Genomic DNA, 19,097 nt, shown 5'->3' with positions numbered 1-19,097 from the left:
TTCAAATCTAAAATTTTATTGTGGAGAAAATTTTGTTGCGTTTTGCAAGTAATTTTGCAATTCTGCTTCTGTAACTTTCTCAAAAACCTTGGACTCACTTGTAATCTTTGCCATCTTGATGTGGTTAATTCCATCTTTTTGTTCATCTTTTAGATTAATTGATGCAATGGCCAAAGAAGCTGCTTCATCGATACTCATATCTGCATTGTAGTGTTTTTCTAAAAATCCGTTAACATCATCTGAGCCGGCTCCAATTGCAATTGCTGCATATTGTACATAAGTCCCACTTGGGTCTGTCACGTAGATTGATTCTCCTTTTTGATCAATTCCTGCAATTATGAGGGCAACACCGTTTGGACGTACTCCTGAGTACTGAGTAAATTGATGAGATTGATCTGCCAGGTGTTTTGCAACTGTTGCTACCTCTACTGACTCGTCATATGTCATTCTATTTCCTTGTGAGAAGAATCTCGCATTATCTACTTGGACTCGTGCATCTGGAATGTATCCTGCTGCTGCGACTCCTATGTGATAATCTACCTGGAAAATTTTTTGTGTAATGTTTGTAGATTGTAATGTTCGTGGTTTTTCTTCTACTGCCATGATGACTCCTTCCTTTGTTTGTATGCCTATTGCTAGAGTTCCACGCTTTACTGTCTCTATTGCATATTCTACTTGGTAAATTCTCCCATCTGGTGAATACATTGTGGGAGTCATATCGTAACCACGTGATGCCATCATGTCATCTCGAGTTCATTGTCAGTCAATTTAAGGGTAATTGTCTACTCTAAGGTTTATTCAGGCAAGATCTGGAAATAGAGTTTTAAGTAAAAACAACCTTTTGAGCTTGGGAATGACTAACCAATTACTTGAATTCAGAGAAATTATTAGATCCAAAAATACTTCTTATCCAAGAAAGACCGACAAACAGACTAGAAAATTACTACTTTATCTCTTTACTAGTACTCGTGGAGGCTTTACCAGACTGAGAATTATAATGCGTCTACTGGATCAACCATATAATACTCATCAACTTGCTCAAGAGCTTGATCTTGACTATAAAGCAGTCCAACATCACATGAAAGTACTGGAAAAAAATAACATGGTTTCAAAAATCGGTGAAAAATATGGCGCAATCTTTCATTTATCCAATTTTCTTGAATTCAACATCAGTGCATTAGATGAAGCCATTGAGAAATTAGATAGAAAAATGAATCAAAAGAAAGTATACCATTGATCTGAAAAAATAACGATCAATATTTTCTAACCAAACTTATATAATCTTAGGATTCGTAATATTATCGGTTTGGTAAAGTCTGATCCTTTTGCAAATGCAACACAACAAGTAAACGATGCTTGTGATATTCTCGACATCAAAGACAAAGAATTAAGAGAATATCTTGCGATGCCCAATAAAGTTTTGAGAGTAAAAATTCCAGTAAAAATGGATAATGGAAAAATTAGAGTTTTCACTGGTTTTCGTAGTCAACATAATAATGATAGAGGTCCATACAAGGGAGGTATACGTTACTTTGATCCTGAAGGTGGAGTAGAGTACATGGAACGCGAGGTAATGGCACTATCTTCATGGATGACATGGAAATGTGCTATTGTTGATATTCCTTTAGGAGGAGGTAAAGGTGCTATCTATGTTAATCCAAAAACGGAAAAGCTTAGTGAAGGCGAACTTGAGAGATTGACAAGAGGATTTGCATACAAGATTTCTGAAATAATCGGGCCTGAAAAAGACATTCCCGCACCTGATGTGTATACCACTGGAAAAGAAATGACGCAGATTATGGACACCTTCAGTAAACTAAACGGAAACAAATATTCTCCTGGTGTAATTACCGGAAAACCAATTTCTGTGGGTGGTTCTCTCGCACGTAATGTTGCAACTGGACTTGGTGCGGCATATACTGTTAGAGAAGCTGCTAAGACATTGAAAATTAATTTAAAAAATGCCAAAGTTGTCTTACAAGGATTTGGAAATGCCTCTACCTATGCTGGTGAATACTTGGAAAAGATGGGTGCAAAAATTATTGCCGTTAGTGATTCCCAAGGTTCCATTTCAATTCCAAAGGGAGCTAAAGTCAGTAAAATCTTAGAACACAAACAAAAGACAGGTTCTGTTGTAGGATTTGCTGGAAGTAAAAAAATATCTACTGAAGAACTACTCACCACTCAATGTGATGTTTTGGTTCCTGGTGCATTAGAAAACCAAATCACTGCAAAAATTGCAGAAAAACTAAAGTGTAAAATTATCGCCGAAGCCGCAAATGGCCCAACTCTTCCAGAAGCCGACCCAATTATCTATAAAAAGAAAATCTTAGTAATTCCTGATATCTTGGCAAACTCCGGCGGTGTCTGCATTTCTTACCTGGAGTGGGTCCAAAACAATACTGGCTATTATTGGACTTTTGATGAGGTTGCCAATAAAATGGAGGCCAACATCACCAAAGGATTTAGGGATGCATATGCTCTCTCAAAGAAACATAAAATTGACATGAGAAAGGCAACTATGGTTCTGGCAGTAGAGCGGGTTCTTGAGGCCTTTAACCAAAAAGGTATCTGGCCCTAATCAATAACTTTTATTTCAATTTATGTAATGCTCGTAAATTGATAATTGTTCCATAAACATTATCTTTCCTTTGGTTATGGAGCAAAGTTTTCTTTTATACGTTAGATCTATCTTGGTTCTTCGTTGCAATAATTGGATTGTTTTTCTTGTTAGGTGTTTTCCCTTTCTATCTCTATCAAAAAATATTATGATGTTTTTGTATCGTGCCATGGCATCGGCAAATTTTATTATTCCGCCAAACCTGTAAAACTCTAAAATCTTTGCTGACACTCCTAATTTTTTTAATGCCTGTGAATCTTTTTTTCCTTCTACTATAATTACGCTGTCTTTTTTTGTATTCAATTGGGAAACAAGATTTCTTAAATTTTCAATCTCTTCATCTGTGATGAGCACTTGCTTACTATACATTTTAACATATTAAGCACTTTTTATCAAATAAGACATGTCTGATGTCTTGCTTGTACAAAATACTAGAATTGAAGGTTCTGGTTATCTTGGTGATCTTTTAAAAAATGATGGCTTTTCAACAAAATCTGTTAATGCAAAACATGATCAAATTCCTAGTTCTGATTTTTCAATGGTTGTGATTTTAGGGGCACCTGAAAGTGCAAATGATGATTTGCCCTATCTGCAAGCAGAGCAAAAATTAATTGAAGACTCTGTTGAAAAAAAAACTCCTGTTCTTGGAATATGTTTGGGCTCACAACTTATTGCGAAAACTTTTGGAGCTCATGTTTATGCGGGGCCTAGAAAAGAAATCGGATTCTATAATGACCTGAAGGTTACAAATGATTCTTCTTTTTTTTCAGGATTCCAAAACCCATTCACTGTTTTTCATTGGCATGGAGATACATTTGATCTTCCTGAAGGTGCAACTAGACTAGTTTCTTCTGATCTTTATCCTAATCAAGCATTCCAATACAAAAGTGCAGTTGGATTGCAATTTCATTTAGAAATAAATGAAGAAATGGCAAATCTGTGGATTGATAATACTGAAGAAAAATTACAAAGCATTCCATATGTTGATCCTAAAAAAATTCGTTCTGAAATAGAGTCAAATATATCTGAAGTAAAATCTAACATGGAGATTTTTTATAATAATTTTAAAAAATTCTATAATTTATAAAAATCAAAATTTCTTTGAAATTCCAAATTCTATTTGTATAGTAAAAAAAGAAGATTTAATCTTCCTTTGCCTTTTCATGTCCTTTTTTGGCTGCTTCTTTTGTTCCATCATAGGCCTTTGTGCCTACCTCTGCTCCTTTCTCTACTCCTTTTTTTCCAGCCTCGACGCCTTTCTCTACTCCTTTTTCAGCAGTGTCTTTGAGTTTTTTCAAAAATCCCATGTCTTGATATCATCTAATTAATTTCTAAAGTTTTCGTATGCGTTCTATGTATGATATTTTCAAGTCGAATTATTTTTGAAAGTTTTGGATTATCATTAAAAATTACAATAAAAATGAAATTTTTGATAAAACCTTCTGATAAAATTTTGTTTTAACATTACTTTAATATACTAAGATTGGTTTTTACCGAATGAACTATGTCTGGAACAACAAAAATTTTCCAAGAAATTATTCAAACCGATCATAAGGTTATCACTGAAGAATCCTCAAAGTCAATTCTAAAAACATATGGTGTTAAAGTACCACCTTATGCACTTGTAACTTCTGCAGAAGATGCAGCTAAACAAGCAAAAAAAATTGGATTCCCACTAGTCATGAAGGTTGTTTCACCGCAAATTTTACACAAAACTGATGTCGGTGGAGTCAAAGTTGGGCTGGACAATGTAAATGATGTTAAAAAAACCTTTACTGAAATGTATGGTCGCCTTTCTAAGAAGAAAGGAGTGGAAGTTAAAGGAATTCTTCTTGAAAAGATGGTTCCAAAAGGTGTTGAATTAATCGTAGGTATCCAAAACGACTCTCAATTTGGTCCTATCATAATGGTAGGAATGGGAGGAATAATGACTGAGGTCATGAAGGATGTTGCATTTAGGATGCTTCCAATTACAACCACTGATGCAAAATCAATGTTAAACGAATTAAAAGGCTCAAAACTCCTCAAAGGATTCAGGGGAAGTGAACCAATAGACATCAACATGGCGGCAAAAATGTTGGTTCAGATTGGCAAGTTAGGAGTTGATAACGCTGACTACATCAATAGCATTGACTTTAACCCCGTAATTGTATATCCAAAATCTCACTATGTCGTTGACGCAAAGATTATCTTAAACAAAGAAGTCAAGAAAAATTCTATCTCAAAGGCCAAACCCAATAAAGAGAACATGGAGACATTCTTTACTCCAAAATCTGTTGCACTAGTAGGTGCATCTGCAAGCGCAGGAAAAATTGGAAACTCTATCCTAGACAGTCTTGTGAATTATGACTTCAAAGGAGAAGTTTATCCTATCAATCCAAAGGCTGATAAAATATTTGGCAAGAAATGTTATCCTTCTGTGGCTGACATACCCGGCAAAGTTGACCTTGTTGTAGTTTCAGTTGATTTGTCTATAACTCCTCCTGTCTTAGAAGATTGTGCAAAGAAAGGAGTTCACAATGTTGTGATTGTTTCTGGTGGTGGAAAAGAACTTGGTGGTGAAAGAGCCGCATATGAAGCTGAAGTGAAGAGATTATCTGAAAAATACAAAATCCGAATCATTGGACCAAATTGTATTGGCATGTTTAATGCTGACAATCGTCTTGATTGTGCCTTCCAGGGACAAGAAAGAATGGTACGTTCCAAATTAGGTAATGTTGCTTTCTTCTCTCAAAGTGGAACCATGGGAATTAGCATGTTGGAAAGCGCAGACGTGTTTGGTTTATCCAAAATGATTAGTTTTGGTAATCGTTCTGACGTTGATGAGGCAGATATGATATGGTATGCTGCAAATGATCCTCAAACCAAAGTCATTGGATTGTATGTCGAAGGATTTGGAGATGGAAGAAAATTCATCAATACTGCAAAACGTGTAATGAAAGAGACAAAAAAACCAATAGTAATCTGGAAGAGTGGAAGAACTGCTGCCGGTGCAAAACAAGCTGCATCACATACTGGATCTCTTGGTGGTTCAAATGCCATTATTATGGGAGCATTCAAGCAAGCAGGAATTATTTCAGTTGATAGTTATCAAGAACTAGCAGGAGTTTTGAAAGCATTGGCATGGCAACCTCCTGCAAAAGGTTATCGTGTTGCTATGACTAGTAATGGTGCTGGTCCAATGATTGGAGGAATTGATCAATTAGAAAAGTTTGGCCTTTCCATTGGAAAGTTGTCTCCTTCACTGCTTAAAAAAATGAAGGATCGTTTCCCTCCAGCTGTGCCTATCCACAATGGTAATCCTGCAGATGTAGGTGGTGGGGCAACTGCTGATGACTATAGATTTGTCATTCAACAGTTCATGGATGAAAAAAATATTGATATTGCAATGCCATGGTTTGTATTTCAAGATGATCCTCTTGAGGAAACAATCGTTGAATATCTGGCAGATTTCCAAAAGAAAGCAAAGAAACCTCTTTTAGCTGGTGGAAATGGTGGCCCATACACTGAAAAGATGATAAAACTAATTGAGAAACATAATGTCCCAGTTTACCAAGATCTTCGAACTTGGGTAGCTGCTGCTGCAGCTCTGGCTCAATGGGGAAAAATACGCGGTAAGTAGAATAGAGAACATTTAAGTCTGGTCTACTTTGGCATTTTACCATGTCATTAGTAACCACATCTACTTCTGATGGTGTTTGTACTGTTAAGATTAACAGACCCGACAAACTCAACGCAATGAACACTGATGTTGCAAAAGAATTGATCAAAACCTTTGAAGAACTCAATCATAATGATGATGTCAAAGTTATCATATTGACTGGAGAAGGTGAAAAAGCATTTTCTGCAGGTGCAGACATTGAATACATGTCAAAAATTTCTGCAGATGAATCAGTTGAATATGCAAAAACAGGTCAGCTTGTCACTGCTACAGTTGAGCTAGTAAAGCAACCCACTATTGCAGCCATAAACGGTTTTGCTTTAGGTGGTGGTTGTGAACTTGCAATGTCCTGTGACATTAGAATTGCAGCAGATACTGCTAGATTGGGACAACCAGAAGTAACAATTGGAATCCCTCCAGGTTGGGGTGGAACTCAAAGATTGATGAGAATTGTGGGAATCGCAAAGGCAAAAGAACTTGTCTACACAGGTAAAATGATTAAAGCAGATGAGGCAAAGGAGATTGGTCTTGTAAATCAAGTCGTTCCTCTTACCTCTCTACAAGAAGAAGCATTGAAAATGGCTCAACAAATCGCTGGAAACTCTATTATGGGTGTTCAGATGTCTAAGGTGGCAATCAACAAGGGTCGAAATGCGGATCTTGATACTGGTCTTGCAGTAGAATTACTTGCTTGGAGGAACTGTTTTACACATCCTGACAGAGAAGAGCGAATGACTGCCTTTGTGAACAAATCAAAGAAATAAACATCATTTCCAAAATTCTTATTTTATTTTATTTTATTTAGACTCGTCATTCTTAGGTTGCTACTTTACTGTAACCAGACCTACTCTCCAAGGATGAAATGAACAATAATAATTGTACACTCCTTCTTCCTCAAATGTAAACTCAAATCTATCTCCTGTGTTTAGTGGTGGGCTGTTAAATAGATCCGTTATTTTTCCAAATTCATCTTGACTTTGGATGTTGTGTGGAACAGAGTCTTCATTTGCCCATATCACTATTGTATCTGGAGGAATTTCTAAATTCAGTGGTGTGTAAAATCCTGCACTTGTCACATCAAAGTTTCCATTTGGGATTAAGATTACTGCTTCTGTCACTTGAGTAATTACTTCCTGTGGATTTTCCAATACAATTATGTCATTTTCTATCAAAAACTTGATAGCATTTAGAAATTCTGTTTCTGATATGATACCTTGACCATACCATAAGGCATTATTTTTTATCCATTCTGGAACAGATTCTGCATTTGCCATGTCTGCTGAAACGGGTATGAGTAAAATAGATGATATTATTGCTAAAATGTACGTATTTTTTCCAGTCACCATAAATCCCATACATCATTTTCCTTTTAAAGCATTTATCGTATCTGTATACATTGTCTTGCGGTGTAAACTGACGCGTTATATCCTATTTTTTGATGATTTTTACCATGCAAGAGTTAGTTCAAACCCAAAAAATTGTAGACGATGAAAGAAAACAGGTAATATTAGAAATTCTTGCTGACAAATATTGCAAACAAATCCTCCATAGTACTATTGACAAACCAAAATCTGCAATGGAGATATCTGGTGAAAAAAAAATTCCTATTAGTACTGTGTATAGAAGACTGCAAACACTATATGATGCAAAACTACTCTCAATATCTGGCTCAATAAACCAAGATGGAAAAAAATACTTTCTATACAAAAGTAAGATCAAGTCAATTTCATTGCATTGTGATCTTCAGGTCACTTCAATCGAAATTGTGCCAAATATTTCCACTACTCCAAATTGAGTAGATATTATACGGGATTGTTGCCATGATTGAGGAAAAATTAGTTTCTACCAAGAGACAAACTCATACATCAAAAAAGGAGTCAACCCGAAGCATAACTTACAGATTACCTGAAAAACTTGTCAGTGAATTAGAAACAGAAGCCACTCAAAAAAGCATCTCCCAAAATGTTCTAGTCAAACAAATTCTTGAAAAATATGTACAATGGGATAGATTTTCCAATAAGGTGGGAATGATTCCTGTCCCAAAGGGAATTTTGCAATCTCTTGGAGAGGAATTAGATGGCAAAGATATTGATCAGATCATTACCTTGATGTTTCCTATGATTAAGGACACTGTCTTATTTATCAAAGGTGGATATGATTTGAAGAGATGTATTGAAACACTTGAAGACTATATGAGAGCATCTGGAATGAATTCTGATCATAGAGTTGAAGGTGATTTGCATATATTTTTGATTCAACATGATTTGGGTATGAAATGGTCTGTTTTTACAGAACAGCTATTAACCCAAGTTTTTAGAAGCTTTCTTCCTGATAAAGAACTAAGTTTTCAAACTACTGATACTACTGTGATCCTCTCTGTCGCACTAGGGTCTGATTTTAATGAACATGATTATCATAACTGAAATTCAATTAATCCTTTGAAATATCCCTATTCATAAAAATTAATTATGGATTCTGATCCTATCCAGAAAAAAACTCACATTAGTCAAATTATGAATACTTCGATTCTTTCTGTTGATTCTTCTGTAACCGCTGCTGATGCTGCAAAGATGATGGAGGATACTAATGTTGGTGCAGTTGTCGTTTTAGAAAATAATATTCCTGTCGGAATCGTAACTGATAGAGATTTTGCAATTAAAATTGCGGCTCATTCTTATCCAATTGATACGCCTGTTCGTCGAATAATGTCTTCTCCTCTGATATCTATTGATCCTCATTCAGATCTGTGGATTGCATCAGATCTGATGTCAACACGTAAGGTTAGAAAATTACCCGTCATTGATGATGATAAAGTAGTTGGAATTATAACTTCTAGTGACATTGTAAAACATATTGCAGATCATTAGCGTAAAAACAAAAATTTCCTTTAATCCTATTATGTTGTGTGGGAAAAACTTATTATAATTTGAAATCGCCTTTTTATCATAATGGCAACTGAACAAACCCAAAAGATGATTACAGTTACTGCCAAAGCAGCTGAAAAAATCAAAGAATTCATGAAAGAAGAGGCTGAAACTCCCGAATACTTACGAGTATATGTTCAAGGTGGAGGCTGTTCTGGTTTGTCTTACGGTATGGGCTTTGAAAAAGCACCAGAAGAAGATGATATAGTCATGGAGGAAAATGGTGTCAAGCTACTTGTTGACAGTTATAGCGTTGATCATCTACAAGGTGCAAATGTAGATTATATCGAAAGCCTCATGGGCTCTGGATTTAAAATCAACAATCCAAATGTCACAAAATCCTGTTCATGCGGTCACTCATTTAGTACTGAATAAACAGCATTTCATCATTTTTTCATTTTTATCAAGTTCTGATTAGATTTGTGTCTAATTTATTGAAATTTCCAAGTTTTTGTAAAATTTTTTTGCGATACCCTCATATATCGAAGGAAGAAACTCAAAACATGATAATTAAGGAGATGAATAATTTATGCCTCAATCAGGAATTGTCAAATATCATGTTAAACTTTCCTATGAAGTTGATGGGCTCGTTGAAAGAGCAGATATAATCGGAGCAATCTTTGGCCAAACAGAAGGACTGTTAGGCCCTGAGATGAATCTGAATGAACTGCAACGAGTTTCAAAAGTTGGACGTATAGAGGTTAATGCCAAATCTACGGCCAATACTACTTCTGGTGATGCTTTAATTCCAATGAGTACTGATATTGATACTTGTGCATTAATTGCAGCAGGAATAGAGAGTATTGATAAAGTTGGTCCATTTGATTGTGTTTTCAGATTGGATGCTATTGATGATGTTAGAGCTGCAAAGAAAGATGATATTGTAAAACGTGCCAAGGAAATTAAGCAAAAATGGGCTACCAAAACTGTCAGTGAAGGAGAAAGTATGCTCAATGATGTTCACCAGGGTGATTCTGGTAAACTGTCTACTTATGGACCATCTAAATTAACATGCAGTTCTGGAGTCTTTGATTCTAATTGGGTAATCTTGGTAGAGGGTAGAGCCGATGTCATTAATCTTCTAAGAGCTGGATATGACAATGCACTTGCAATTGAAGGCGCAAAGATTGATGAATCTATCAAAGAGTTATGTAATTCAAAAGATACTGTTGTTGCTTTCCTTGATGGCGATAGAGCAGGTGGATTTATCTTAAAAGAACTAAAATCAGTTGTCACTATTGATTATGAACTTCAAGCAGATACTGGAGTTGAAGTAGAAGAACTCACTCCTCAGAGAATTGATGAAATTCTTAAACCTGTTTCTGATGAAATTAAAGAGGGTAAACCTGCTCCATCCCTAAAGAGTGAAGATGACAAACCAATTGCTGATATTGCATCTAAAGTGTTTCCCAATCTTAATGAGACTCTTGAGGCAGTTGGCCTTGATGCTGATCAAAACGAAGTTTTCAAGGTTCCAATTAGTGAAGTAGTAAGTAAACTATCTACTCAGTCTGGAATCAAATATCTCTTGTTGGATGGAATTATAACTCAAAGACTTTTGGAAGGTGCTAAAAATGCAGGTATTGAATGTGTTATTGGCCATAGAGTTGCAAAGTTGTCAAACTCTGATGGAATGTCTCTTAAAACATTCGGTGATTTAGGCATAGCATAGGGTCTTTTGATGACTGAACTAAAAATTCAGCACATCCTAACTCTTGTTTTTCTTTTGTCTAAAGGTGCAAAATACAATTACGTTACAATTACTACTTCTTCACTTGGAAAAAATATAAAAAAATCCCAACAGTCTGCTTCAAAACACCTTCTGGAACTGGAACAGAATAATTTTATTAAAAGAATAATTTCCGGTAGGAATATTTCTGTTAAGATAACTCCAAAAGGATTTTCAGAGATGGTAAAATTATCTACAGTTCTTCAAAACAGCTTGGATTCTTCTCCTTCTTCTCTAGAACTTGAAGGAACATTAGTTTCTGGAATGGGTGAAGGTGCATACTATATGGGACTGAAAGGATATACCAAACAATTTAAGTCAAAAATTGGTTATGTTCCATTTCCTGGAACCTTAAATGTGCGATTAGATCAAAAAATCCATCAAGAGGCAGTAAAACATCTTGAAGCTTTAGACGGGATTAAAATCAAAAGCTTTTCTGATGGTAAAAGAACGTATGGTTGGGTAAAATGCTTTTCAGCAAAAATAAACAATTCTCTTGATTGTGTTCTGATTCTTCTTGAAAGAACTCATCATGACGACTCAATAATTGAAATTATTTCTAACCTCTGTATAAGAAAAGTTGGTAAACTAAAAGATGGTTCTAAAATCTCGATAACAATTCCAATTGAAAACTAAATCCCATGTATTGATTCTCCATACTCTTTTTGTATTTTTGAGCTAGAGCTTTCAGGTATTGGTGACTCTAATCTAGCAACTTTTGCATCTAGTTTTATTCTCTTACATCCATCAATTATGAATTTCTCTTGATGTGTTTGATCATATCCTAAAGCAATAACTTGAGGTCTTACAAGATCCACTGTTTTGAATATGTCCTCTTCTTGTCCTACTAAGCATAGATCTACCATGGAAAGAGAATTTACTAACTCTCTTCTCTGTTCTTGATCATGTAATGGTCTTCGTTTTTTCATTTTTACTGATGTGTTGTCTGTAGCTACCACTACCACCAATACATCACCTAAGGCTTTTGCATCTTTGAGTGTGTGTATGTGTCCTGGATGTATTATATCAAAAACACCGCCTGCAAGCACTACTTTTAAGGAATTTCTACCTTTTTCTGTTAATGTCTTTTTGTCTTGCTCTATTAGATTCTCTTTGACTAGTTCTTCAAATTTTGAATTAACTTCGTCTGAAAATATTTTTTTTTGATTTAATATTTGAAAAACTGTCTCCTTTGTAATTTTTGAAACATAGATTGCCGAAAGAATTGTCTTTTTTAGTGAATCCAATACTTGTGGTATCTGAACCCCATTCTTTAACTCATCGTTGTTTACTACATTTTTGGATCTAAACCTTTTGCTAATCTCAAAGCATCAACTAATCCATCTGCATACCCAATACTCAAAATTGCGACCTCATCTTGACCTTCTTCTAGAAATTTTTCTGCATCTTGAATGTACAATTCTGCATTTTCTAAAATATCTTGGAAATTTTTTTTATTTTTATAATGTGGTTTGATTTCTTCTAATGCTTCTTGTACCATGGGAACATATTTTTTCATCATTTGATGTGATATTTTCTCTGTTTTCTCAGAATTATCAAAAGGCTCATCAATACATTTTCCTAGAACTTTCAAAGCGTCTGATTCTGTAAAGTGCATTCTTCCAGGAATAATGATTGTATGTGGCGGTTTCCCAAAATCTATTTTGTTTAGGTTTTCTATTTTTCCAGAAATTATTTTCTGGTCTTCGAACCCAATTCTGGATGCAATTATTGCATAGGATGAAGGCTTTACCACATTTCGTTTTTGACCATTTTCTGTTTCTATGAGATCATTTAATGCCTCCTTTGGATCCAGGAAAAATTTTTTGTCTTGATTGTATTCTAAGAGGAGAACCGTATGATTCCCTTCTATGATATTTTTGTAAGTAACATAGTATGGAGTAATAAGTGATTTCATATCGTTCATTATTGTTGCAATTCTTCCAATTTTGTAAAAATGTAATCCACATTCTCCTATCATGGATGTAATTGATGATGATGCATGAATCGATTGTGTTTTTATTTTCTCTTCAATGGCTCTTACTCTTAGTTCTATGTGTGTTGTTGCAATGTATGGATCCCCATATGATAACAAAACTACCTTTTGATTTTTTGATTTTTCTATAATCTCTTTTCCATCTTCTACAAACCATCTTTTTGCAATTTTAAATTCTCCTGTGGTTGTATTTTCTATTTGTGTTAAATCATCATTTTCAATGGGGCTGGTAAATTGTTCGAGATAAACAATGTCTGCATTCTCTAATATTTTTAATGCCTGATTGGGAAGTGATTTAAACCCTGAAATTCCTAAACCTACAAACCAAAGCATTACTGCATTTTTCTATCATGAAGTTTTTTTAAGTGTTGTAGTGTTTTTTTAAGAATTTCTATCCCTTTCAAATACTCTTCAATTGATACTTTCTCATCAATTGTATGTGCCTCATGCGGATCACCTGGACCATATGTTACAACTGGTATCTCCCATTGATTTCCAAGAACATTCATGTCTCCTGTACCTGTTTTTCTGATTAGAGTGGGTCTTGTCTTTTCAGTTTCCATGATTCCCAATGTAAATGCCCTGACTAGAGGTGAATTATGTGGTGCCTCAAATGGTTCCGTCTCATCTAAAATTGAATAAAACGTCTCTACTTTTCTCTCCTGAGCAATTTCCTTTACTAAAGTTGCAATTTTCTGTTCAGTATCTTTACAGTTCAAATCAACTGGAATCCTAATGTCAAAAATGGTTTCACAATCTTTTGGAGTTACATTGTGACTTGTGCCTCCTTTTACTTCTGTTACTGTGGCTGTAAGCAACATTCCTTTTGTTTTGTTTTCTTGATTTGCCTCTAATTTCTCCTTAAGATTTTTTACAAAAATCATGGATTCTTCAATTGCATTTTTTGAAAGCCATGGTGCACTTGCATGGGAGCTATCTTCTACACTAACTTTTAGTTTAATTGCTAGCCTACCCTTGTATGCAATTGTTACTTTTTTTATTCCACTTGGTTCTCCAAAAACTGCATAGTCTATGTCCATTTTCTTTTGAACAAGATTCTTTATTCCTGTTGCATTCCCTTCTTCATCTACTGCTCCTACAAATGTTACAGTCCCATTATTGTTCTCTATTGATGCAGCAGCAAACAACATGGCCATTAATGGTGCCTTTGCATCTGATGCTCCTCTTCCATATAGGGAATCTCCTTCTTTTCGTACTTTGACTTTTCCGGGCACTACATCCATGTGACCACATAGCATAATTTTTGGTGAGCCCGAACCTTTCTTTGCGATTATATTTCCTACCTCATCAATCTGTATATCTTCAAATCCCAAATCATCACATTTATCAGCTAAAAATTCTGCCATTGGCTTTTCACTTAAGGAAGGTGTATAGAGTCTCAGTGCTTTTTCAAGCATTTTTACTGCAAATCTTGGTGTAACGGTAAAATTGGTGTCCAATTCTCACTTTTCAATATTTATTGCGTAGTCTAACATCAATGAAGGAATATCTGTCTCACATACTCTCACTGTATTTTTGTATTCTGTAGTATTGTTAACCTCATGAACAACTAATCCTTTTTCATCACTTTCCATCAAATCTACTCCTACAATGTCTCCTTGAACTGCTTTTTTTGCCTTGATGCACATTTCTTCCATCTCTGGTGTAACTTTACAAGGTTCTGCTACTCCTCCTAATGCCATGTTTGTTTTCCAATTTCCATTTCCTGAAGTTCTGTATATTGCTGCTACTATTTTGTCTCCTACCATGATGGCTCTGATATCTCGTGGTGGTCTCTTAACAAATTCTTCTAGATAATGAATCTGGTATATTGGATACATGGTCTCTCTACTCTCGATGATGCTCTCTGCTGAATCCATATCATTTAGTTTTGAAATCAATCTTCCCCAACTACCTACAGTAGGTTTGATTACTTTTGGGAATCCTTGGGTTTCTAATGCCTGAAGTGCTGAGTCTTTTGAAAAGGCAACAGTTGCATCCGGTGTTGGTACTCCATATTTTTTCAATAACATATGTGTGAATAATTTATTTCCTGCAAATACTCCTGTGTTTAAACAATTGATAACTTTGACTCCTAATCCTTCCAAAGCTGCAGTTGAATGAATATTTCTGTAATAACTTACACATCTTTGAATAACTGTTCCATACTCTTCTGGTTTTTTTTCTAAATCTAATGATAGTTTTTTACAGTCTAACATCTGGATATTGATGTCTTTTTTTTTTCCTGCTTCTAACAGAGCTTTTTCTTCCCAACGAACGCTATCATAAAGAATAGTGACGTCTGGATTCACTGTCCCCAATCCTCGCCAACCGTTTGGGCAGGCTTGAGATCGAAACCTTCTGAACCTTTTGCTAATTCAAAACTTGCTCCACATTCTGGACACGTTACAATTTCTCCTTCGACTGCATCGTTAGGTATGGAAATTTCTGCATCGCATTCTTCACATTTTGACATGTTTTATCCTTACACCTCCCTCTTTATTTATCATTAATTATCTTTTTTTCAAGTCTGTCTTCTAATGGTATTTCGATAAGATCTCCCATTCTTAATCCTTTTAATCCTGATGCTACTGCTTTGGCACGCTCATCGTCTTTCTCGAGTCCTAACAATGACATCAAGTATGCTGCACCTGTTTTTCCTGCTAATTCCCCAAACACGATTCTTCTTCTATTTCCTACTGCTCTTGGAGGTATTGGCTCATAAGCGGCAGGGTTTCTGAGTATTGCCGCAAGATGTGTACCTGCTTTGTGTTTGTACGCAGATGACCCAACTATGGGTTTTGAATCGTAAGGCTTGATAGATGTGTAGTCTTCTATTAATCGTGATAAATCAAGTAACATATCCAGTCTGAAATCATTTGGAGATTTGTACAAGTATGTTAATGCTACTGCTACCTCTGCAAGTGGTGGAATTCCTGTTCTTTCTCCGATTCCGTCTATAGTTGTGTGAATTTGATCAACTCCTGCATCGCATGCTGAAAACGCATTTGCAACTGCAAACCCAATATCATTATGAACGTGTGCATCTAATGGTACATCAATTACTTCTCTGACTTTTTTAACAAAATTGTACATCCCAATTGGACGTAAAATCCCCACTGTATCTGGAAGACTGATTCTATCTACTCCTACTCCTTCTATTGCTTTACATACTTTGAGTAAGAATTCAGGTTCTGCTCTGCTTCCATCTTCTACTGTAAATCTGATTTTAAGGCCGTGGGATTTTGCATATTCCACTGTTTCAACAGCTCTGTTGAGTGCCTCTTCTCGTGAAATTCGCAATTTGTCTTTCAAGTGAATATCTGAAATTCCCAGATAGGCTGCACACCATTCTGCATCACAATCTAAAGAAACATCGATATCTGATTTTAGAGCACGGCCATGAGAAACGATATCTGCTTTTAATCCTTGTTTGATTATTGTCTTTGTAGCTTCTTTATGATCATCTGAAACTACTGGGGAAATTTCAATTTGATCTACTCCAAAATAATCTAACATCCATGCAATTTGGATTCTTTGTTTGTTTGTAAATGAAACTCCTGGATGTTGTTCTCCTTCTCTTAGTGTACTGTCTAGAACTCTTATCTTCTTTGGATTTTTATCATAAGAGTTGTAGATATTTGCATAGTGATTTGGATCTTTCATTACAGAAATCGTTTAACGATTTTGAGAATATAAATATATTCGTACTAAATTCGTTGATTTCACTTCAAAATTATGCTAATTTAGTTTTAATTCGTACTGGCAAAACGAAAGTCGTCTTAGAGAACTTTCCTTAATATGATTACTGTATTTGTATCTACGACTCCTGGAATTTTTCTTAGAGCATCTATGGTATTGTTAATTTCCCCTATGCTTGAAGCACTTATTATCGTAGTAATGTCATATTGCCCAGTTATTTCATAAACTGTCTTTACACCTTCTAATTTTGCTAGCTTTAACGAAACTTTGGATGTGTCAGTTGTTGAATCCACTGATACAAGCACGATTGCACTTGTTGCATTTTCTTCTCCTAATTCTAGAGTAAATTTCTTAATTACGCCGTTGTCAACTAGATTTTTTACTCGTCTTCTTACTGCTGATTCTGATAATTTTAGCTTCGTTCCAATATTGACAAATGATTCTCTTGAATCCTCTTTTAGATATCTAATTATTTTTTCATCGATTTTATCCTTGTACATTTCTTTTTTCTTCCTCTGCGGTTAATACTGAATCAAGAACATGTAAAACTTTTGTTATGTCTTCTTCTGATATCACTAAAGGTGGGAGAATTCTTAGAATATTTCTTCCAGAGTATAACATAAGTATGCCTCGATTTATCAACTCCATTAAAATATCTCGTATCTCAAACTTCATCTCAATTCCAATCATTAGGCCCTTCCCTCTAATTTCTCTTATCATGGTGTGTTTACTCTTTAATTCTTCTAACCCTTCTCTGAACAAATTGCCCATTTTTTCTGCATTTTCAATCAATCCTTCCTCTGTTATTGATCTGAGTGCCGCAATTCCTGCTGCACATGACAATGGATTGCCTCCAAATGTAGAAGAGTGTTCTCCTTTATTCATCGAAGCTAAAATTTCTGGTTTTACTAGGGTGGCACCCATTGGCACTCCTCCTGCAATTCCTTTTGCAAGACATAGAATATCTGGTGCTGTGTTCCAATGATCACATGCCCATAATCGTCCCGTTCGCCCCAAACCTGCCTGAATTTCGTCAAAAATTAACAAAATTCCTTTCTCATCACATAACTTTCTTACATCCTGTAAAAATCCATCAGGTGCAACGTTAATCCCACTTTCTCCCTGGATTGGTTCTAAAATTACAAATGCTGTATCTTCATCAATTATCTCTCGTAGAGATTCAATGTCTCCAAAGGATGCAAATGAAACTTTCTCTACAAGAGGTTTGAATGCTTTTTTGTACTTTGGGTTAAATGTGATTGAGAGTGCTCCAAAAGATTTTCCGTGGTAGGATCCTTTCATTGCTACCATTCCTTTTTTACCTGTGAATTTTCTTGCAAATTTTATGGCTGCTTCGATTGCTTCAGCACCACTGTTGTTAAGATGTACTTGAGTTAATCCCTTAGGCGCTAAATCTGTTAGAATTTTTAAAAATTCTTTTCTCGTATTGTTGTATAATGAACTGTGAACTGTTATGATTTTGTCAACTTGTTTTTTTATTGAATCATTTACTTTTTGGTTTTGATGTCCAACTAACGCTACTCCATATCCTCCCATACAATCTATGTATTCTTTACCGTCTGTGTCCCATACATGAGCTCCTTCTCCTCTTTCTATTGTAACTGGAAATCTCTGGTAAAGATTTCCCATAAATTGATCTTCACTCATGTTCAATCACTGTACAATTTTCATGATTAATTGCTGATGAAATAGGATTTTCTTTTTGCCCATTTGCAATTAAAGCTTGTTTCACTCCCATATCTAATGCTTCAGTTGATGCCAAAATTTTTTTCTCCATTCCTGGACCGATTTTTGGCCTTATTTCTTTTGCTTCCTCTAATGTTAATTTTGATACCAGCTTGTCATCCATTAACAATCCATCTACATTTGTAATGAATAGTACTTTATCTGTACCAACTTTACCTGCTACATATGCTGCAGCACGATCTCCATCTACATTTAGAAATTCTGAATCTTCACTAATTGCTATTGGGGAAATAACTGGGGTTAAACCTTGATCTAATAGAGTTCTTATGAATTTCGAATTCACTTCTCTAATTTTTCCTGTATAACCCCCATCAATTGCCTGTTTTCGGCCTTTCTCGTTAACAATCAACAGTTTCTTCTTTCTCTCTGCTTCTATGATTTTGGCATCCACCCCTGACAGTCCTATTGCATTAATCCCATTTTTTTGCAGCATCTGGACAATTGTTTTGTTGATTCTACCTGACATTACCATTGTAAAGATCTCTGCAGTCTCTTTGTCTGTGTACCTGCTCTTGATTCCACTTGGGGATGTAACAAACTTTGGTTCTTTTCCTAGTTGTTCACAAACCTTTGTGACTTCCTTTCCACCACCATGAACCAGAATAAGTCCTTCAGATTCTGCTACTTTTTTGATATCTGCAATTGTTGTTGGATGTAAATTATCTACTACACTTCCACCAATCTTGATAGTGATCATT

24 protein-coding genes are annotated in these 19,097 nt (G+C 35.4%); 11 read left to right on the top strand and 13 right to left on the bottom strand.

Features of this window, described 5'->3' with window-relative positions; all coding sequences use genetic code 11:
* Positions 1 to 15: 15 nt before the first annotated feature.
* Positions 16 to 741 (bottom strand): archaeal proteasome endopeptidase complex subunit alpha, encoded by a 726-nt coding sequence (locus ACOQN3_RS08190; RefSeq protein WP_420545983.1) that lies wholly within the window; start codon positions 739 to 741, stop codon positions 16 to 18.
* 112 nt (positions 742 to 853) lie between these two features.
* Here ACOQN3_RS08190 and ACOQN3_RS08185 point away from each other — a divergent pair, with 112 nt between their 5' ends.
* Together ACOQN3_RS08185 and ACOQN3_RS08180 are read left to right on the top strand one after the other, a co-directional pair.
* Positions 854 to 1,237 (top strand): ArsR/SmtB family transcription factor, encoded by a 384-nt coding sequence (locus ACOQN3_RS08185; RefSeq protein WP_420545982.1) that lies wholly within the window; start codon positions 854 to 856, stop codon positions 1,235 to 1,237.
* Between the two features lie 69 nt (positions 1,238 to 1,306).
* The gene (locus tag ACOQN3_RS08180; protein ID WP_420545981.1) at positions 1,307 to 2,581 is read left to right on the top strand and encodes a Glu/Leu/Phe/Val family dehydrogenase; all 1,275 of its coding nucleotides are present in this window, start codon (positions 1,307 to 1,309) and stop codon (positions 2,579 to 2,581) included.
* Between the two features lie 15 nt (positions 2,582 to 2,596).
* On the opposite strand, the gene ACOQN3_RS08175 is transcribed toward ACOQN3_RS08180, so the two are convergent.
* Positions 2,597 to 2,989 (bottom strand): toprim domain-containing protein, encoded by a 393-nt coding sequence (locus tag ACOQN3_RS08175; RefSeq protein ID WP_420545980.1) that lies wholly within the window; start codon positions 2,987 to 2,989, stop codon positions 2,597 to 2,599.
* 34 nt (positions 2,990 to 3,023) lie between these two features.
* Between ACOQN3_RS08175 and ACOQN3_RS08170 the strand changes: the two genes are divergently transcribed.
* Complete coding sequence (locus ACOQN3_RS08170) at positions 3,024 to 3,707, top strand: type 1 glutamine amidotransferase (protein ID WP_420545979.1); 684 nt, start codon at positions 3,024 to 3,026, stop codon at positions 3,705 to 3,707.
* 55 nt (positions 3,708 to 3,762) lie between these two features.
* Here the strand turns inward: ACOQN3_RS08170 and ACOQN3_RS08165 are convergent, their stop codons facing one another.
* Positions 3,763 to 3,927: a hypothetical protein gene (locus ACOQN3_RS08165; RefSeq protein ID WP_420545978.1), complete on the bottom strand. Its 165-nt coding sequence runs from the start codon at positions 3,925 to 3,927 to the stop codon at positions 3,763 to 3,765.
* Positions 3,928 to 4,124: 197 nt separating this feature from the next.
* On the opposite strand from ACOQN3_RS08165, the gene ACOQN3_RS08160 reads away from it, so the two are divergent.
* A complete protein-coding gene (locus ACOQN3_RS08160; protein WP_420545977.1) occupies positions 4,125 to 6,242 on the top strand; it encodes a 3-hydroxypropionate--CoA ligase in 2,118 nt (705 codons plus the stop codon).
* Positions 6,243 to 6,283: 41 nt separating this feature from the next.
* Complete coding sequence (locus tag ACOQN3_RS08155) at positions 6,284 to 7,045, top strand: enoyl-CoA hydratase/isomerase family protein (RefSeq protein WP_420545976.1); 762 nt, start codon at positions 6,284 to 6,286, stop codon at positions 7,043 to 7,045.
* 60 nt (positions 7,046 to 7,105) lie between these two features.
* Here the strand turns inward: ACOQN3_RS08155 and ACOQN3_RS08150 are convergent, their stop codons facing one another.
* A complete protein-coding gene (locus tag ACOQN3_RS08150; protein ID WP_420545975.1) occupies positions 7,106 to 7,627 on the bottom strand; it encodes a cupredoxin domain-containing protein in 522 nt (173 codons plus the stop codon).
* Between the two features lie 104 nt (positions 7,628 to 7,731).
* Here ACOQN3_RS08150 and ACOQN3_RS08145 point away from each other — a divergent pair, with 104 nt between their 5' ends.
* The 6 genes from ACOQN3_RS08145 (at position 7,732) to ACOQN3_RS08120 (ending at position 11,570) form a co-directional block, all read left to right on the top strand.
* Positions 7,732 to 8,076, top strand: a complete 345-nt coding sequence (locus tag ACOQN3_RS08145) for an ArsR family transcriptional regulator (RefSeq protein WP_420545974.1) — start codon at positions 7,732 to 7,734, stop codon at positions 8,074 to 8,076.
* A gap of 25 nt (positions 8,077 to 8,101) precedes the next feature.
* Positions 8,102 to 8,704 carry a hypothetical protein gene (locus tag ACOQN3_RS08140; RefSeq protein WP_420545973.1) on the top strand — a complete coding sequence of 201 codons (603 nt, stop codon included), beginning with the start codon at positions 8,102 to 8,104 and terminating at the stop codon, positions 8,702 to 8,704.
* 45 nt (positions 8,705 to 8,749) lie between these two features.
* Positions 8,750 to 9,148 (top strand): cyclic nucleotide-binding/CBS domain-containing protein, encoded by a 399-nt coding sequence (locus tag ACOQN3_RS08135; protein WP_420545972.1) that lies wholly within the window; start codon positions 8,750 to 8,752, stop codon positions 9,146 to 9,148.
* A gap of 81 nt (positions 9,149 to 9,229) precedes the next feature.
* The gene (erpA, locus tag ACOQN3_RS08130) at positions 9,230 to 9,580 is read left to right on the top strand and encodes an iron-sulfur cluster insertion protein ErpA (protein WP_420545971.1); all 351 of its coding nucleotides are present in this window, start codon (positions 9,230 to 9,232) and stop codon (positions 9,578 to 9,580) included.
* A gap of 154 nt (positions 9,581 to 9,734) precedes the next feature.
* Entirely contained in the window at positions 9,735 to 10,877 is a 1,143-nt protein-coding gene (gene dnaG, locus ACOQN3_RS08125; RefSeq protein WP_420545970.1) for a DNA primase DnaG, read from the top strand.
* Between the two features lie 9 nt (positions 10,878 to 10,886).
* Positions 10,887 to 11,570, top strand: a complete 684-nt coding sequence (locus ACOQN3_RS08120) for a DUF120 domain-containing protein (RefSeq protein WP_420545969.1) — start codon at positions 10,887 to 10,889, stop codon at positions 11,568 to 11,570.
* Here ACOQN3_RS08120 and ACOQN3_RS08115 read toward each other — a convergent pair.
* The 9 genes from ACOQN3_RS08115 to ACOQN3_RS08075 form a co-directional block, all read right to left on the bottom strand.
* Positions 11,567 to 12,181 (bottom strand): adenylyltransferase/cytidyltransferase family protein, encoded by a 615-nt coding sequence (locus ACOQN3_RS08115; RefSeq protein WP_420545968.1) that lies wholly within the window; start codon positions 12,179 to 12,181, stop codon positions 11,567 to 11,569. The two genes, ACOQN3_RS08120 and ACOQN3_RS08115, sit on opposite strands and share 4 nt — an antisense overlap.
* A gap of 44 nt (positions 12,182 to 12,225) precedes the next feature.
* Complete coding sequence (dph5, locus tag ACOQN3_RS08110; RefSeq protein WP_420545967.1) at positions 12,226 to 13,263, bottom strand: diphthine synthase; 1,038 nt, start codon at positions 13,261 to 13,263, stop codon at positions 12,226 to 12,228.
* Complete coding sequence (locus tag ACOQN3_RS08105; protein WP_420545966.1) at positions 13,263 to 14,390, bottom strand: M20/M25/M40 family metallo-hydrolase; 1,128 nt, start codon at positions 14,388 to 14,390, stop codon at positions 13,263 to 13,265. Before ACOQN3_RS08105 ends, dph5 begins: the two co-directional genes overlap by 1 nt.
* Before the next feature lie 3 nt (positions 14,391 to 14,393).
* Positions 14,394 to 15,242, bottom strand: coding sequence for a lysine biosynthesis protein LysX (gene lysX, locus ACOQN3_RS08100; RefSeq protein WP_420545965.1), 849 nt, complete (start codon positions 15,240 to 15,242; stop codon positions 14,394 to 14,396).
* On the bottom strand, positions 15,239 to 15,406 hold the full coding sequence (gene lysW/argW, locus ACOQN3_RS08095; protein WP_420545964.1) for an alpha-aminoadipate/glutamate carrier protein LysW/ArgW: 168 nt from the start codon (positions 15,404 to 15,406) through the stop codon (positions 15,239 to 15,241). Before lysW/argW ends, lysX begins: the two co-directional genes overlap by 4 nt.
* Before the next feature lie 23 nt (positions 15,407 to 15,429).
* A complete protein-coding gene (locus ACOQN3_RS08090; protein WP_420545963.1) occupies positions 15,430 to 16,596 on the bottom strand; it encodes a LeuA family protein in 1,167 nt (388 codons plus the stop codon).
* Positions 16,597 to 16,712: 116 nt separating this feature from the next.
* Complete coding sequence (lysM, locus tag ACOQN3_RS08085; protein ID WP_420545962.1) at positions 16,713 to 17,132, bottom strand: HTH-type transcriptional regulator LysM; 420 nt, start codon at positions 17,130 to 17,132, stop codon at positions 16,713 to 16,715.
* Positions 17,119 to 18,300, bottom strand: a complete 1,182-nt coding sequence (locus ACOQN3_RS08080; RefSeq protein WP_420545961.1) for an aspartate aminotransferase family protein — start codon at positions 18,298 to 18,300, stop codon at positions 17,119 to 17,121. Before ACOQN3_RS08080 ends, lysM begins: the two co-directional genes overlap by 14 nt.
* Complete coding sequence (locus ACOQN3_RS08075) at positions 18,293 to 19,096, bottom strand: [LysW]-aminoadipate/[LysW]-glutamate kinase (protein WP_420545960.1); 804 nt, start codon at positions 19,094 to 19,096, stop codon at positions 18,293 to 18,295. The genes ACOQN3_RS08080 and ACOQN3_RS08075 overlap by 8 nt, the downstream gene beginning before the upstream one ends.
* Position 19,097: the final 1 nt, after the last annotated feature.

The sequence above is a fragment of the Candidatus Nitrosopumilus sp. genome, from assembly GCF_965223225.1.
Lineage (GTDB): Archaea > Thermoproteota > Nitrososphaeria > Nitrososphaerales > Nitrosopumilaceae > Nitrosopumilus.
Note: the sequence above shows the minus strand (reverse complement) of the source record. Positions and strands in the feature narration are given on the sequence as shown.